The sequence below is a fragment of the Variovorax sp. GW460-12-1-14-LB1 genome (assembly GCF_059423605.1).
On sequence record NZ_JBWKYF010000011.1, the window covers coordinates 41,313 to 56,057 of the forward strand.

The 14,745-nt window shown below is 63.5% G+C and carries 22 protein-coding genes; 8 read left to right on the forward strand and 14 right to left on the reverse strand.

Annotated features, from left to right (window positions below):
- Positions 1-90 precede the first annotated feature (90 nt).
- The 4 genes from AC07Y4_RS08110 to AC07Y4_RS08125 all read right to left on the reverse strand — a co-directional run bounded on the left by AC07Y4_RS08110 (position 91) and on the right by AC07Y4_RS08125 (position 4,136).
- Complete coding sequence (locus tag AC07Y4_RS08110) at positions 91-1,110, reverse strand: Bug family tripartite tricarboxylate transporter substrate binding protein (RefSeq protein ID WP_487848449.1); 1,020 nt, start codon at positions 1,108-1,110, stop codon at positions 91-93.
- The gene (locus tag AC07Y4_RS08115) at positions 1,107-2,300 is read right to left on the reverse strand and encodes a CaiB/BaiF CoA transferase family protein (protein WP_487848448.1); all 1,194 of its coding nucleotides are present in this window, start codon (positions 2,298-2,300) and stop codon (positions 1,107-1,109) included. Before AC07Y4_RS08115 ends, AC07Y4_RS08110 begins: the two co-directional genes overlap by 4 nt.
- A gap of 108 nt (positions 2,301-2,408) precedes the next feature.
- Positions 2,409-3,176, reverse strand: coding sequence for an SDR family NAD(P)-dependent oxidoreductase (locus AC07Y4_RS08120; protein ID WP_495274327.1), 768 nt, complete (start codon positions 3,174-3,176; stop codon positions 2,409-2,411).
- A complete protein-coding gene (locus AC07Y4_RS08125) occupies positions 3,177-4,136 on the reverse strand; it encodes a Bug family tripartite tricarboxylate transporter substrate binding protein (RefSeq protein ID WP_487848446.1) in 960 nt (319 codons plus the stop codon).
- Positions 4,137-4,373: 237 nt separating this feature from the next.
- Between AC07Y4_RS08125 and AC07Y4_RS08130 the strand changes: the two genes are divergently transcribed.
- The gene (locus AC07Y4_RS08130) at positions 4,374-5,714 is read left to right on the forward strand and encodes a M20 metallopeptidase family protein (RefSeq protein ID WP_487848445.1); all 1,341 of its coding nucleotides are present in this window, start codon (positions 4,374-4,376) and stop codon (positions 5,712-5,714) included.
- Between the two features lie 602 nt (positions 5,715-6,316).
- The gene (locus AC07Y4_RS08135) at positions 6,317-6,640 is read left to right on the forward strand and encodes a hypothetical protein (protein WP_495274328.1); all 324 of its coding nucleotides are present in this window, start codon (positions 6,317-6,319) and stop codon (positions 6,638-6,640) included.
- Between the two features lie 6 nt (positions 6,641-6,646).
- Here the strand turns inward: AC07Y4_RS08135 and AC07Y4_RS08140 are convergent, their stop codons facing one another.
- Positions 6,647-7,417 carry an SOS response-associated peptidase gene (locus AC07Y4_RS08140; RefSeq protein WP_495274329.1) on the reverse strand — a complete coding sequence of 257 codons (771 nt, stop codon included), beginning with the start codon at positions 7,415-7,417 and terminating at the stop codon, positions 6,647-6,649.
- A gap of 89 nt (positions 7,418-7,506) precedes the next feature.
- On the opposite strand from AC07Y4_RS08140, the gene AC07Y4_RS08145 reads away from it, so the two are divergent.
- From AC07Y4_RS08145 to AC07Y4_RS08170, 6 genes are all read left to right on the forward strand, one after another.
- Positions 7,507-7,917, forward strand: coding sequence for a hypothetical protein (locus tag AC07Y4_RS08145; protein ID WP_495274330.1), 411 nt, complete (start codon positions 7,507-7,509; stop codon positions 7,915-7,917).
- Between the two features lie 30 nt (positions 7,918-7,947).
- On the forward strand, positions 7,948-8,181 hold the full coding sequence (locus AC07Y4_RS08150; protein ID WP_495274331.1) for a hypothetical protein: 234 nt from the start codon (positions 7,948-7,950) through the stop codon (positions 8,179-8,181).
- 77 nt (positions 8,182-8,258) lie between these two features.
- Complete coding sequence (locus tag AC07Y4_RS08155) at positions 8,259-8,522, forward strand: hypothetical protein (RefSeq protein WP_495274332.1); 264 nt, start codon at positions 8,259-8,261, stop codon at positions 8,520-8,522.
- Between the two features lie 92 nt (positions 8,523-8,614).
- Entirely contained in the window at positions 8,615-8,830 is a 216-nt protein-coding gene (locus AC07Y4_RS08160; protein WP_495274333.1) for a hypothetical protein, read from the forward strand.
- A 5-nt stretch (positions 8,831-8,835) separates the two neighbouring features.
- Positions 8,836-9,093 (forward strand): hypothetical protein, encoded by a 258-nt coding sequence (locus tag AC07Y4_RS08165; RefSeq protein ID WP_495274334.1) that lies wholly within the window; start codon positions 8,836-8,838, stop codon positions 9,091-9,093.
- Complete coding sequence (locus tag AC07Y4_RS08170; RefSeq protein ID WP_495274335.1) at positions 9,090-9,389, forward strand: hypothetical protein; 300 nt, start codon at positions 9,090-9,092, stop codon at positions 9,387-9,389. The genes AC07Y4_RS08165 and AC07Y4_RS08170 overlap by 4 nt, the downstream gene beginning before the upstream one ends.
- A gap of 26 nt (positions 9,390-9,415) precedes the next feature.
- Here the strand turns inward: AC07Y4_RS08170 and AC07Y4_RS08175 are convergent, their stop codons facing one another.
- The 9 genes from AC07Y4_RS08175 to AC07Y4_RS08215 all read right to left on the reverse strand — a co-directional run bounded on the left by AC07Y4_RS08175 (position 9,416) and on the right by AC07Y4_RS08215 (position 14,744).
- Positions 9,416-10,249, reverse strand: coding sequence for a DUF6602 domain-containing protein (locus tag AC07Y4_RS08175; RefSeq protein WP_495274336.1), 834 nt, complete (start codon positions 10,247-10,249; stop codon positions 9,416-9,418).
- Between the two features lie 201 nt (positions 10,250-10,450).
- Entirely contained in the window at positions 10,451-11,566 is a 1,116-nt protein-coding gene (locus AC07Y4_RS08180) for a hypothetical protein (RefSeq protein WP_495274337.1), read from the reverse strand.
- Positions 11,567-11,654: 88 nt separating this feature from the next.
- Positions 11,655-12,032: an HNH endonuclease gene (locus AC07Y4_RS08185; protein WP_495274338.1), complete on the reverse strand. Its 378-nt coding sequence runs from the start codon at positions 12,030-12,032 to the stop codon at positions 11,655-11,657.
- 130 nt (positions 12,033-12,162) lie between these two features.
- Positions 12,163-12,720: a hypothetical protein gene (locus AC07Y4_RS08190; protein WP_495274339.1), complete on the reverse strand. Its 558-nt coding sequence runs from the start codon at positions 12,718-12,720 to the stop codon at positions 12,163-12,165.
- On the reverse strand, positions 12,717-13,085 hold the full coding sequence (locus tag AC07Y4_RS08195) for a ubiquitination-like system serine protease family protein (protein WP_495274340.1): 369 nt from the start codon (positions 13,083-13,085) through the stop codon (positions 12,717-12,719). Before AC07Y4_RS08195 ends, AC07Y4_RS08190 begins: the two co-directional genes overlap by 4 nt.
- Positions 13,082-13,678 (reverse strand): glycoside hydrolase family 19 protein, encoded by a 597-nt coding sequence (locus AC07Y4_RS08200; protein WP_495274341.1) that lies wholly within the window; start codon positions 13,676-13,678, stop codon positions 13,082-13,084. Before AC07Y4_RS08200 ends, AC07Y4_RS08195 begins: the two co-directional genes overlap by 4 nt.
- A 40-nt stretch (positions 13,679-13,718) precedes the next feature.
- The gene (locus AC07Y4_RS08205) at positions 13,719-13,904 is read right to left on the reverse strand and encodes a hypothetical protein (protein WP_495274342.1); all 186 of its coding nucleotides are present in this window, start codon (positions 13,902-13,904) and stop codon (positions 13,719-13,721) included.
- On the reverse strand, positions 13,901-14,386 hold the full coding sequence (locus AC07Y4_RS08210; RefSeq protein WP_495274343.1) for a hypothetical protein: 486 nt from the start codon (positions 14,384-14,386) through the stop codon (positions 13,901-13,903). The genes AC07Y4_RS08205 and AC07Y4_RS08210 overlap by 4 nt, the downstream gene beginning before the upstream one ends.
- Complete coding sequence (locus AC07Y4_RS08215; protein ID WP_095744669.1) at positions 14,376-14,744, reverse strand: hypothetical protein; 369 nt, start codon at positions 14,742-14,744, stop codon at positions 14,376-14,378. The genes AC07Y4_RS08210 and AC07Y4_RS08215 overlap by 11 nt, the downstream gene beginning before the upstream one ends.
- Between the last annotated feature and the right edge of the window lies 1 nt (position 14,745).

Consider the following 14,745-nt stretch of genomic DNA (forward strand, 5'->3'; position numbering starts at 1 on the left):
GCACAACGCCCCGGAACCCAAGCCTCGAAGGGCTTCGGGTTCTGGGGCGTTGTTGCGAGGGCGCCGGCACCCGAGGGTGCCAACCCCAAATCAGATCGAGATGTCCTTCTCCGACGCCACCTTGTTCCAGCGCTCGAACTCGCTGGCCATTCGCCGCTTCATGACTTCCGGCGGCTGGTAGGCGCTGAGCGCGCCGATGTTTTCGAGCCCGCGCTTCGTGTCCGCTTCGGCCAGGATGCGGCGCAGTTCCGAGTCGAGCCGGGTCACCACGGCGGCCGGCGTGCCGTTCGGCACGATCAGGCCGCTCCAGCTGCTCACATTGAAGCCAGCGAAGCCTTGCTGCGCGATGGACGGCACCTCGGGCAGGAAGGCCCGGGCATCGGCGGAGCCGAGCGCCAGTGCCTTGAGGCGCCCGCTGCGGATGTGCGGCATGGCCGCGACCAGGTCGACGAACATGGCGCCGATCTGCCCACCCAGCAGGTCGGTGATGGCCGGCGCACTGCCCTTGTAGCCCACGTGCTGCATCGGAAAGCCGCCCATGTCCTTGAGCTGCTCCATCGCCAGGTGGCCGATGCTGCCCGACCCCGCGGTGGAGTAGTTGACCGGCTGCGCCTTGGCGGCCGCGATGAAGCCCTTGAGATCGTTCACGCCCGGCAGCACCAGCGGGTTGATCATCAAGACCAGTGGCAGGTCGTAGACCGACGCCACGCAGGTGAAATCCTTGCGCACGTCGTACTGGTTGTTCCGGTAGACGATCGGTGCGACCAGCGCGGGCATGCCGAACATCGACACCGTGTAGCCGTCGGGCGCCGACTTGATCAGCGACGTGGTGCCGATGGACCCCGAGGCGCCGGGACGGTTGTCCACGATGACGGGCTGACCGAGCGCGCCGGTCAGCTTCTGCGCGACCAGGCGCGCGGTCGCATCGGTCGGGCCGCCGGCCGGAAAGGCCACGACCATGCGAACGGTTTTTTCGGGCCAGCGGCTCGCCGCATTGGCGCCGGCGGACAGCGACGCCAGCCAGGGCGCTGCGCCGGCCGCGAGGCACGACTTCAGCAGGAGCCGGCGCGGGGCGGCGGGTTCGGTTTCGCGCATGCGGTGTTCGTTCATTTGATGACGCTTCTTTGGCTCAGGGAATCCAGTTGGCCGTCGCCCATGTCGAGCAGCTCACGCAGCACTTCGGCCGTGTGCTCCCCCAGGTGCGGCGGGTGGTGGCGCACGCCCGCGCGTGCGCCGTCGATGATGTAGGGCGGCGCGTGCACGGCCTGCGGCCCCGCCTGCGTGTCTTCGAAGCGGTGCCAGACCTGTGTCTGCGCCGTTCGGTCGGACTGCAGCGCGTCGTAGAGACCGAGCACCTCCCCGCAGGGAATGCCCGCCGTGTTCATGCGTGCGATGAGATCGGCGCGCGAGAACTGCCCGATCTTCGCGAGCAGGAGCGGCAGTAACTCATGCCGGTGCTTCGAGCGTTCGGTGTTGGTGGCGAACTTCGGATCGACCGGCAGCTCGGGGCAAAAAATCACTTCGTCGCAGAACTTCCTGAACTGGCCGTTGTTGCCGACGGCGATCACCACCGGGCCATCAGCAGCCTCGAACACGCCGTAGGGCACGATCGACGGGTGCGAGTTGCCGAACTTGGCGGGGTCGCCCTTGTTGAGCCACGCCGTGAGCCCGTAGTACGAGGTGATCATCATCCCGCTGTCGTACAGCGACATCTGGATGTGGCGGCCCTCACCGGTGCGCGTGCGTTCGTAGAGCACGGCCAGGATGGCCTGGGCCGAGTACATTCCGGTGAACATGTCGACCGCGGCAATGCCGAACTTCAGCGGGCCCTGGCCTTCTTCGCCGTTCATGGCCATCAGGCCCGTCTCGCCCTGGATCACGAGGTCGTAGCCCGGCCGCGCTTTTTCCTGACTGAGCACCGAGTAGCCCGAGATCGAGCAGTAGATGAGCTTCGGATTGAGCTTGCGCAGGTCGTCGTAGCCCAGGCCCATCTTCTGCGCCCCGCCGTACTTGAAGTTCTGGATGACCACGTCGCTCTGCGCGGCGAGCTGGCGCACGATGTCCTGGCCCTCCTTGTCCTGCAGGTCCACGCAGATGGAGCGTTTGTTGCGGTTGCAGCTGTTGAAGTAGGACGTGTTGTGGCTTCCGATGCGCACGCCCCAGTCGCGCGTGTCGTCGCCGCGCTCAGGATGTTCGACCTTGATCACGTCGGCGCCCAGGTCGGCCAGCGCCATGCCGCACAGAGGGCCGGCCATGACGCGTGACAGGTCCAGCACGCGCACGCCTGCAAGGGGTTGCATGAAAGTTGGGTTCATTCGATGGTTCTCGGGTCTTGTCTTCGATGCGGTTCGCCTGTTCGCCCAGGCGATCGCCGGACGACCGCGCACGGCGCAGCCGCGCGGTCTCCATCAGTTGGCGGTGTAGCCGCCGTCGACCGGCAGGATGGTTCCGGTGACGTAGCGCGCCTGCTCCGAGGCCAGGAACACCACCGGGCCCGCGATGTCCTGCGGATCGCCCACGCGACGCAGGAACGTGCGGCGCACCATCCGCTCGTGACGCTCGGCGTCATCGGCGTCATCGGCGATGTGGGCGGTCATCGGCGTCATGACCAGTCCGGGGGCGACGGCATTGACGCGCACGCCATGCGGTCCGAAGTCGCGCGCCAGGAATTTCGTGAGCTGGCCGACCGCCCCTTTCGACGCACCATAGGCCATGTGCGCCGAGGTCGCCACCAGCGAGGTGATGGACGCCACGTTGACGACAGCGCCCCGCGTCTTGCGCAGGCCTTCGGTGCATGCCACGGTGAGGTTGAGCACGCCCTTGACGTTCACCGCCATCACGTGGTCGATGTCATCCGAGAGCGACTGCGCCTCGAACGCCGCGCTGCGGCCACCGACACCCGCGTTGTTCACGAGCACGCCCACGGGGCCCCAGGCTTGCTGCAGGTCGGCGACCACGGCCTCGCATTGCGCGGCGTCGCGCACGTCCAGCGCGTACGGGCGCACGCGGTCCGCCGCATGGCCCGTGCGCGCGGCGGCCTCACGCGTTTTGTCGGCGTCGATGTCGGTCAACGCGACGCGACAGCCGGCCTCCAGCAGGCGGGTCGCAATGGCGAAGCCGATGCCCTGGCTCGCCCCGCTGACCAGGGCCACCGTGTCATCGAACAACGGACGCATTCAATGCCCCTGCTTGGGCAGATCCAGGCGCTGAAGCAATGGAACCCAGCGCTCGGTCTCAGCCTTCACATAGGCGGCCAGCGCCTGCGGCGTTCCGCCTCGCGGCTCCATGCCGATCGCCTGCGAACGTGCAATGAAATCCGGATCGACCAGCACCTGGTTGACGGCGCGATTGAGCTTGTCGATGGTGTCCGTGGGCGTGGCGGCCGGCGCGGACAGCGCGTACCACAGCAGTGCCTCGATGTCGTAGCCCTGCTCCTTGAACGTGGGCGCATCGGGCACCTGGGGCAGGCGCTTGGCGTCCATGACGCCCAGCACGCGCATCTTGCCCGCCTTGACGTGCTGCAGCGGCCCGGTGATGGAGGTCCCCTGGATGTCGATCTGGCTGCCCAGCAGCGCCTGCAAGCCGGGCGAATCGCCATTGAACGGAATGTGCGTCGTGCGAATGCCGGCCATGCCCTCGAAGGCCAGCGGCGCCAGGTTGGTCAGGATGGAGGCGCCCGGCGAACCGCGGTTGATCTTGTCCGGATGGGCCTTGGCATAGGCCACCATTTCCTTGATGTTCTTGTAAGGCAGGTCCGAACGCCCCACGATGATGGTCGGCTGGTAGGCGATCTGCGTGACGGGCGCGAAGCTCTTCACCGGGTCGTAAGGCAGCTTGTCGTACATCACCGTGTTGCTGGCCAGGATGCTCAGCGAGCTCATGAGCACGGTGGTGCCATCCGGCTTGGAACGCGCGACGTTGTCGGCGGCCACGATGCCGCTGGCGCCGGGCTTGTTGTCGACGATGGTCTGGGTGCCGCGCTTGGTGAGTTCAGCGGCCAGCAGCCGCGCGTACTGGTCGGTGCCGCCGCCGGCCGCAAAGGGCACGACGATGCGAAGGGGTTGCTGGGCCTGCGCCGTGCCGACGGCGAGGACGAGGCCGAGCAGAAAGCCGCCGAGGCGCTTCCGGGATTGCATGGCGATGTCTCCTGAATGGGGTGCCGAGATGGCTTTCCTCAGTTTAGGAGCGCGGGCTCGGCGGCATGCATCAAGGGATGAAAAGGTGCTTTGTAGTTTCGGGAGGAACGTCCGAGAGGTGTCCACCTACAGTGAACCGCCCTCGGAGGAAGCCACCGGCGCTGCACGGGGAGGAAACGCAGCTTCATCTTCGCAAGATTTCACAACCTCACATCCATCAGAAGGAAAAGCGACATCGTGAACGTCCTGAAACCACTCCTGTGTGCAGCGGCAATCGCCATGCAAATGGCCACCGCTTGCGCGGCGACGCCGCAGCCCTTGCTTGAGCGCGCGCTTGCCTTGTCCGATGCGGCCGAGCCCGACGTCATCGCATGGCGTCGTCATCTCCATCAGCATCCAGAACTTGCGTACGCAGAAGTCGAGACGGCCAAGTACATTGCTGCCGCATTGGGCAAGATCCCAGGTGTCGAAGTCCAGACCGGCATTGCCAAGACCGGCATCAAGGCCGTATTGCGTGGCGGCAAGCCCGGCCCGGTGGTTGCGTTGCGCGCCGACATGGACGCCCTGCCTGTCGAGGAGCGCAACGACCTGCCGTTCCGTTCAACGGCCAAGGCCCTGTGGCGTGGCCAGGAAGTTTCGGTGTCGCATGTCTGCGGCCACGACACACACGTAGCCATGTTGCTGGGCGCGGCTCAAGCCCTTTCGGCCATGCGAGAGGATCTGCCCGGCACGGTGGTCTTCCTGTTCCAACCAGCCGAAGAGATCGGCCCCGGCGCCGAAAACCCCAGCGGCGCGCTGGCAATGGTCAAGGCCGGCGTTCTGGACAATCCCAAGGTCGATGTCGTGTTGGGCCAGCACATCGGCGCACAAGCGCCCAAGGGCTCCATCTCCTATCGACCTGGTGCCATGCTGGCCAGCATCGACGTGTTCAACATCAAGCTCAACGGGGCTGGTGGGCACGGTGCCGCGCCATGGGCGGCCAACTCTCCCATGTTGGCGGCGGCGGAAATTGCCCTGGGTTTGCAGAACATCGTCAGCCACCGCACCAACCCGACGATCGATGGAGGTGCCACCGTGGTGACGGTAGGCATGCTGCAAAGTGGCAACCGCTTCAACATCCTGCCCGAGACCGCAGAACTCTCGGGCACGGTACGCGCGCTGTCGGCGCAAAACCAGAAAGTCGCCCACGAGCAGATTCGCATGAAGGCCGAGCACATCGCGGCCAGCTACGGCGTCAAGGCCGATGTGCGCATCGATACCGGTGGGGGCTACGGCGTGCTTGTCAACGATGCCCCGACCACGATGGCGCTCGTCGATGCATTGAAGGCTGCAGCAGGAAAAGACAAGGTCACGGAGATCTTGCCGTCAATGGGATCGGAAGACTTTGGCGCCTTCGGCGGCACGGGCGTGCCGGTGGTGTTCTGGATTCTGAACGCCTCGCCGTACCCCGATCGGGCCGGCCCGACCAATCATTCGCCGTTGTTCACCGTCGATGAATCCGCGATGCGCATCGGGGTGAGAGCCTTGACCAGTGCGACCCTGGCGCAAATGACACGTGCAAGGACAGGCACGCCCTGATGAATCGGATGGTGCAAGCCGCGCGGCACATGCCCTTGGAACTTCGCCCACAACTCGCGGAAGGATTTGCGCATCCGGAAACGCGCCTCCACTGGACGCATAAAGAAAAAGCCGCCGCTCAACTGAGCAGCGGCTTGATGTGTGTTTCTGTTGGCGCCACTCCGATTCCCCGAGCGAGCGCCGGGCCCTTAGCCTAGCCCCAGTGGCCGGTCCATTTCCTTGGGAAATGTCTTCGCGCTCTGGCGGTCGTGCTGACATCTCGACGAGGTCGAAGCGTCACGATTGAGGGGACCTCTAGCTGCATGGGCAGCAGAAATGACGAAGGGGTTAGCAACTACTACGCTGCTAACCCCTGTCAATTTTGGTCGGTGTGAAAGGATTCGAACCTTCGACCCCTTGCACCCCATGAGGGTGTTGGAAACCGGCCAAGCAACTGTCACAGCACAGGATTGCCGGCAAACGTCTGACAAACTCACAGCCCAAAAATCGGGGAAATGAGCATCTGCCTCCCTCTGAGACTTGCGCGTTTGTCAGGCGTTTTCCCCCTGGATCGCCGCGCACCGAACACCCCATTTCGACGGCAAGGGCAGTAGCATGCGCCCATGTGGAAGCCCGCGAGCCCCATCGTGATCGCCGGCCGCGCCCTGACCGACCGGGAGGCCTGGTGGCACGAGTTCAAGGAAGAGCTGCACGACCAGTGCTCGGGCGAGGTCGACGGCCACTGGCTCAACGAGATCTGCCATGCGATCTTTCCGCTCGCGCTCAACGTCGACCCACGGCAGATGGCACAAATTGCCTACATCGTCCTGATGTTCGAGCCCGCCGAGTTCGTAGAGCGCGAGCATGCGGCCCGCGGCCGAGCGCCGCACCTGAAGGCGACGGGGCCCTGGCGTGCCCGCTGCCCGGGCCCCTGGTGGCAGCGCTAGCCGCGGTCAGAAAAGCTCTTCGGCCGCCGTCAGGTCATCTGGTGCCGCGTCGCCGTCGGAGGTCTCGCCGACCGGCGCAGGCGCTGCAGCGATCAGGTCGACGGGGATCAGCTGCATCATTTCGCGAGCCTCCTCCGTCGTGCAAGTCAGCCACCGGTCGAAATCGTGCTCTTCGATGGCCACCACCGAGCGCTTGTCTTGCATCTCGAGCGGCTTCTTCGTCGCCCTGTCGATCTCGGGCTTGTGCATGCGCGCCATGATCGGATGCAGGTTCGCATTGAGCGTGAGCATGGTGAAGCTCTCCCACATCACCTCTGTCTCGTAGTCGAGCCAGTTGCTCCACAGGCCAGCCAGCCCCCAGGGGCGCCCGTCCGCGCGATGGAACCGCCACCACTCGTTCTTTCCGCTCTCCCAACAAGGCTCGTCGAAGCTGGTGGCCGGGATGATGCAGCGCCGCCCATGCGTCCAGGCGTCCTTGAACGAGGGCTTCTTCTCGATGCCGGCGAAACGGGCGTTGTAGGTGGACAGTCGCTTGCCCTTCGTCTCGCCTTTGCGCGGCTTGGTCTGCGGGATATGGCTCGTCGAGAAGGCTGGGATCAGGCCCCACTGCCCGACCACAAGTTCCCGCTCGTAGTCGGCCACGTCCCGGGCGCGCCGCATGAACGGGCCCATGCTGAGCGGCCGCATGCTGCGCATCCAGCGATCGGCGTTCCGGGCGCCGATGTGCCAGGCAGCCTCCATCTCGCGATCTTCGGGGGAAATGTAACGAGTACACATGGTCTCATTCTGCTCTCGGATGCCTGTTGACGGCGCGCCATGGGCGGGAAGATACTGTATATCCAACCAGTATTTTTTAGGAGTTCAACATGGACGAAACCACAGTACCCCTCCCGCGCGAGCAATGGATTTCCTCCTTTGCTGCCGAATGGGTTCTTCTCGCAGATGGCCGCGCCGACTACGAGGAGTTGATCTTCCAAGGCAAGACGCTCCACTCCGTCGTGGGCGACAGGCCGCCCGCCGAAGTGGCGCAGCTGCACTTCAAGAACTCGCCCGAGACTGAACAGCTTGTGCGCGATCCCAAGTCCTTCTTCACCCAGGCGGCGGTCGATTCCGGGCTCATCATGATGGGCGACCCTCTCGACCAGGACCAGATGGCCTTCGGGCACGAGATCGCAGAGCTGTGCGCCGCGGCCATCGACCATCGACCCGTGGACGCCGAAGTCAGGCCCGGCGACTACATCCGCGCACTGTTCGGATCGACTGAGCGGCGGCAATGAAGACTGTCGAGGCGCGGGTGCGCGAAGGCGATGGAAATTGAAGACGAGTTCACAGCCTTCGCGCGGTTTTCCGGCGAGCTGGGCCCGGCTGAACCGATGCGCCCGTCGCTGCTCGATTTCGCCGAACAGGTCGTTGCGCGATGTGCTCGCATTGGCGACCGGTACGGCGACCTCGAGTGCAACGCTGGCGACCACATCCGCGCCGTGATGTATGGAATCCCGGCCTTGTTGCCGAAGACAGCAAAGAGCGATGAGGCCCCGTGAAAGCGACAGTTTGGACAAGGCGCATCAAGGGGCGCATTCAGCCTTGGAACCGACAAGCGCCACCAGTCACTGGAACGATGACCACCAGGGTCAGGGAGGCGCCCGACGAGCGCAAGGTGGTGGTCCTGTCGCTGTCCGGCGGCAAGGACGGCGAGATCCTGCTCTTCGAGCCGCGCCTGATCTCCGCAGGCGGCATCGAATTGAAATTTTCCGGCTACGAGTGCGATGAGTTCTGCTGGGTGATCCAGGAATGGGTGTGCGAGCTGCAGCCCGAAGCCGCGGCGGACGACGCTGCATTCCGAGTCGGCTACGGGCTGCCGCCCTACCCCCTGCCGCGATGATCGATGGAATACCACCCACAGGCGGTAAACACGGAATACAACCCAGGGGTGGTATCGCCGCGCCGCCGCGGGCCGACAGCGACAATTCGATCATGAGCCAGACTGACTTTTTCTCCGAAGCCACCACGATCCTGCGCACGCCCGTCTGGTACGGCGGCGCCGCGCGCGACGACCACCCTCTTCCCCTCTCCCTCGGCGACTACAAGGTCGCGCCCGGCGCGGCCGGCGAGCACTGGGTCGTGACCAACCTGAAAACCGGAGAGACGGTCTACAGCGGCATCGGCCCTGTCGAGATCCTGCGCGGCTGATCACCATGCAAAGCCTCTACCTCCCAATGACCGAAAAGCTGATCGCGCACTGGCGCGCGAACGGCAACGCCTACCCCCAGAAATTCATCCTCACGCCCGAGCAGCACACGGTTTACGTGGAGACGCGCAAGAAGGGCATCGGCGGCCCCAACATCGATGGATTCGAGCACATGGGCGTGCGCATAGAAGTTTCCGACAGCACGCCGGGCGTCATGATCGCCGCCGACGGCACCGAGGTGTCGCTCGTCTCAACCGAGGAATGAAGACCTCGGAGCTGGCCGGCGCCGCCCTGCACGCCTGGATCGCGAAGGCCCTGGGCGACGAGCCGGGCACGGCGTACACCACCTCCTGGCCGGGCTTCGACCAGTTGCTCGAGCGCGAGTCGATCCACGTCGCGCCCATGCCCGGCAAGGCCTACCAATGGTGCTCGATCGTGGTGGGCCGACCCGGTGGCCGGCTACCGGAGGGCCGCGGGCCTTGGCAGGAGGGCTCGAACCCCAGGATTGCTGTCGGACGAGCTATCGTTGCTGCGCGGTACGGCGCCGAAGTCCAAACGTGAACGAAAAACTACTTTGCTGACTGACCTTACCCAGGAATCGGAACCGGCTGACCGATGTAGCGCACAGAACTGACCCCCAGTTTTCCACCGATAGGGTGCAGGTATTTTTTAAAATACCCCTGTTGCATCCTAATTGCAGATGGCGCCAAATCCTGAAGCCGCCAAATTAGACCTGCCAAGGTATTTTCCGCCCACTCTTCAAAATACCAACCAGCCTTCGGAGCATCGGGAGGTTGGCGTACATTCCAAGCATTTTGCGCTGGATTCGAATTATTCATGAAGATTCCAACTCCATTTACCGCAATGAAGTCCGCCTGATCTAACGGCGCGACGGCGCGCTCTCGATAGAAATCAATTATTTCTCGCCCAGTATTCAAGGGATCTGCTTTGCACTTCATGGCAAAGATCACAAAAGGCACACGAGATGCTCTTTCGTAGCCCCATCCCGAATGCTCAAGAACGGGAACTATCGAACGTCGCAATTTCTTGATCGACAGCCCCTGCTCAAGCCCTCGATTTAGCTCAACCAATTGACTCAAATCAGGTTTAACTTCTATTGCCGACTCCACGCCCTCCGCCAAGAGAATCGAAAATTTTCCATGCGAATCCACTGTAAACGGGTGAGTCGGATTACACACAACACAATCAACTGAATCCGCGATTGCACCAAAAGAATCTCGAACCTTCCCCTTCGTAACACGAAAAGGAAATGGGAAAAATCTTTGCACAAGATCCTGCAGCGCATGCTCGCGGAAATCTGCAACCTCCTGAGAGGTCCCCTTTCCCTCGGCCGATGCTTTTCTAAATTTCGCCTCAAGAATTATTGCATCCTCTCGCAGCAAGCCCCAAATTTCCTCCATTTCAAAATCCTTTCTTAATTTTTTGCAAATCCATTCACGACAATCTCTATTTCCGTAGCAATTCAACTCCGAGAGAAGCGAGAGAACCCCCATTGACGAATCGAAGATCCGCCTCTGAAGCGCGCCTTCGTCACTTTCCGCCCCTCCAAAGAGGGTGCTAGGGCCGCTGATGAAGCACCGCCCAGACCAGACGCTTCATTGCTAACGAAATCCGCCGGTGGTCCGGCGCCAGGTCTCATGCTCCTGCTGCAATTCGGCCTCCGCGCGCAGCAGCAGCGAGTCCATCGACTCTTCCGAGACGCGCAGCATATGAACTTCGGAAGCAATCATGATTGCCTCCCATGCGAGAAAGTCATGGAACGGGTTCAGGCCGATGAGATTTCCGGCCAACGGATCAAACGGCAAATCCGAAACAGCGATGCGCACGAAGAGCTCGGCCGCCTTGGATGAGTCCCACTCCGAGATGTAAAGCAAGAGAGCCGCGAAGGCCACCATGGCGGCAACCGAGGGCGCCGGCGCCTTGTGGCGATGCAGATGGACCCAAAGCGACCTATCCAAGTCCAATTGCGAGCACATAAACCGCGCGAGCGCAATGGTGGATTGATACTTATCGGCCAATACCCTCACGTCGAAGAACGGCACTCCCTCATAGGTGCGTGCGAGCGCTCGTATGCGACTGAGGCTGCCCGCGGCGAAGAAAGCGCCAAAGTGACCATGGATGAGATTGAAAGAAGCCTGGTGCCAACCCTCAACCCTTCGGCGCGCTTCGGCCTTCCAGTTGAAGTTTGGCATCTCTGCGAACGCCGGCTGGAAAGCCACATCACCTGATCCGATTCCACGCAGCGCGATCACCCTGGTGCACCACTCGACTTTCTCCGCGACGTCCAGAATCACCACTTGATTTGCCCGCCTCACACTCAAGAACCATTGCCGCATGTCTCGCATCGTCTGCTGCGAGAACAACTCGAGCGCGATGCCCCTGCAGACAAGCCTTCCGACCAGCCTGGTGAGCTCGGATCGGGCGCTTCGAAAGTCGATGAGGTGGTCGCCGCCCTTGTTTCCAGCGCGGTCATCGTAGAAGTCACAAAGCGGGTCGTGCGCGTTGCCTCCTGCATTGGATTGGAAGCGGAAATGCGCTTGGCTGACGGGGCTGCCAGTTTTGCGATTGCGCCCGGCCTGAACCATCTTCGCCCCGCCTACTCCGCAACTGGGACAGACGACATCGGCGGCCACCTGATCACGCAACGCTTGAGGAATTACCTCGAGACTTTGAGCGCTGTCAACAGCGTGACCCAAGAGGCCCAGGAGTTGCGACACGTCGAACTCCCCTCGAAAGTTGTTTGAGTAGGCTGATGTTGGCAAGCGGCACTCCCTCGAAAAGAACCGGATTGTCTCCCGGCGCTCGTCACCCCACCATTGCGCACGGCAAAGCCGACTCCGCTCCCTTCCCATGCCAAAGGCCAGCGGCGACGCTGAGCAACACGAAAGCCGAATAGGTCTCAGGGTCGGGAGCCCTATTGGGGAACAGCGCATGGCGGCCATGATTGCAGTAGCGGCAAGCAGCCACGATGTTGGAAGCGATGGTGCGCCCGCCTTCCATCTGCGCGGTCAAGTGCTCGGCAGTCAGTCGAAACATTCGCGCCTGGTCGCGCGAGATTCCATGCTCGGCCGCGAACGCTTTCGCGCCTTCGCGCCACATCGGGTGCCGGCAGTAGAAACAAAGATGGCCTTGGGCCGAGAATGCGCTCTCACGGAGCACGCGGAGTTTGGCTTTGCGCGTCATTAGGTTTCACGTTGAAGTGATCCCCCGTTGACGCTTGGCGCAGCTCGGGCGCCAGCGGCTCGACCGACTGGCGACGCGCCGACGTAGCGTCGGCGCTGTCGGGATTCTCAGGCCCCGATCAGCCCGAAGTTTATCGCGGCGCCGGCCCCATCAGTGCACGATCATTTCCGACGATCCCCAGCAACACCCCTACTTCGGCGTCTCGCTGCTCAACAATGAGTCGACCGCTTCGAAGTAGCTCTGCACCTCGCGCAGCCAGACCTCCGAGGACCGCGGATCGATCTGCGAGACGCTGGCAGGCAACAGGGTCGCTTGCGGCTTGGTCCCGATCACGGGCGGCGAAGTCGGCGAATTGCTTGCGCATCCGCTCAGCATCGCCAGCAGCAACACGGCGGCGGCCATCGAGCGCGGCCAGTTTCTTTTCATAGACATTGACGTTTTCCTGTTGAGTTTTGGCATGGGCGGCCTGCATTGCGAGCACGAGTTGCAGGTCCTCGAGCGCGGCAAGCGCGCGCCGGGTGTTCTCGGTCTGGCGGTCGAGCTTTTCATCGGAGACGGCTTTCAGCGCCTTGGACACATCCGCCCGCGCCTTGAGTACCTGCGTGCGCTCGAGGCCCACCACGGCCAGGGCCAACACCAGCAGCAGCGCCCACAACCACGATGGAACGATGTCGAGAATTTTCGTCATACGTCAGCCCAGTCGGGAAGGTCGACGGTCTGTCCAGCAAGCGCATGCGTGCAGTCCCCGAGGAACTGGATGCGGCCATCCGTCACATACGAGTGGCACCCCGTGGGCACCTTCGCTTGAGGCCATGGCGCGCGCCGCCATTCCTCGAGGTTCTCAGCCGTCACGGGCGGCGTCCAAGTCTCCGAGCGCACGAGAATGGAAGGCGTGAACGTCGGAGCCTCGGGATTGCCGTTGTATCCCCAGCGCGCATCGTTCTCGTGAAGCTCTGGGCCTACGGCAACCTGATGCGCACCGTCGCAGCCAGGACACCAGAATGTGAGCCGGCCACCCTCTGCATCACGCAGGATTCGGGACACGGCGCTCATTTGCTCAGCACCTTGTACGCGCGCGATGTGATCGCCTTGCGCTCGGCCAATTTGAGGCGCGCTGCGCCATTCACACGGCCAGTGACCTCATAGACATCGCCCCGCTCGGCCGCGGGCAAGCAGCCCTTGTAGGCCGCAAAGAACCAGCACGCCGTAAGCGCCGCGTGCCGAGGCTCGAGCACAAGGCCCGGACTGCCCACGTAGTCGAACCCCAGCGCATCGCTGGCCGCCCGATACGCGTCGAGCCAGGTGAGCTGGATGAGACCGCGACCGTGGAAGCCTGCATAGCGAACCTCGCTCAGCGCCTTCGGATTGCGCACATAGTCCTCGGCCCGGAAGCGGCCGTTGACGAAAAAGCTCGGAAAAATCTTGCGCAGCCGGTCGGGCGAGGTGTAGTAGAGGTCTTCCTCGACCACCGACAGCGGCCCCTCGCGGCCCTCGGACTCGATGGCCACCTGCCCGAGCAAACAGGCGACCGCGCTCGCCGAGGCGATGCCGAATCGCTCGATGCCGTCATTGAGGTGCCAGGCATAGCGCTCAGCATTCGCGCGCGCGGCACCGGTGCAGTCGATGAGAGTTTGGATGTCGATCATGGGCAATAGAGCTCCGGCAAGAGTTTGTTGAAAAGTCGATTCATGGCGTCACGCCCGCGCAGCGCAGATAGAGCGCGACGAGGGCCTCGGTGTGCTGGCCGCGCTGCGCTGCGGTCGGGCTGGCCGGGAGCACCGGGAGGGCCGGGCAGTCGCGAACGACTGGCGCCGGCGGCGATGCGCAGGCCACCAACACCAGCGCAATCCAAACGATGGCGACGGCCTTCATGGGCGCCCCCCTTGCAATCTCTCGTTCGCGCGCTTGATGGTGCTGTTGACCGCCCCGGCCGACGACGGCACGGGTACAGCGGCCGTGGCCTTCGCCGCGGCCTTGGCGGTGATCGCCGCGGAAGTGGCCGTTTTCGCCGCGGTGCCGACCTGATCCGCAGCCTCGCCCACGGCTTCCGCTGCGTTGGTCGTCGCCATTGCCGCATTGGTAGTAGCCACGGCTGCATCAGCGACGGCACCAGCAGCGCGGTCGATGCGTTGCCCGTAGGCCTGCTGCAGACGCTCGATTTCGGCCAGGTGGTCGCTGCGCTGACGCAGTAGCTGCGCATCGGCGTTGCGCGTCGACCAGAAGTAGCCCGAACCGAAGCCGCCGAGGAAGAGACTTCCGATGACGCATAGCGTCTCGAAGAGCCGGCGCCACTGGCGCGGCGGCCGGACCCGCGGCAGGTCCTCGAGCGGCGCGCTGTCTGAATCACTGTGCATGGATCTGCTCCTTCAATTGACGAACCTGATCGCGCAGCGAGGCGAGTTCGGTCGTTTGCGCGGCGAGGGTTTCGTTCATTGCCTTGAGCTGCCCCCTCATCTCCCACAGCTCTTTCAACGCTTCGTTTCGTTCGGCCGCGAACTTGTCGGCCCGCTCTTCGGCTTTCACGCGCGCCGCGCGCTCGCCTTCGAGCAGCTCCTTCCACGTGCCGAGCGCGGCAATCTGCCCCTCGCTGTCGGCCCGCTCCTTCGCATCGGTTGGCTGCTGCTTGCGCCACACCTGATAGCCGCCGGCGGCCGAGAGAATGAGGAACGCAAGCTGTGCGATCGGATTGCCGGCGATGTCGCCCATGTCCATG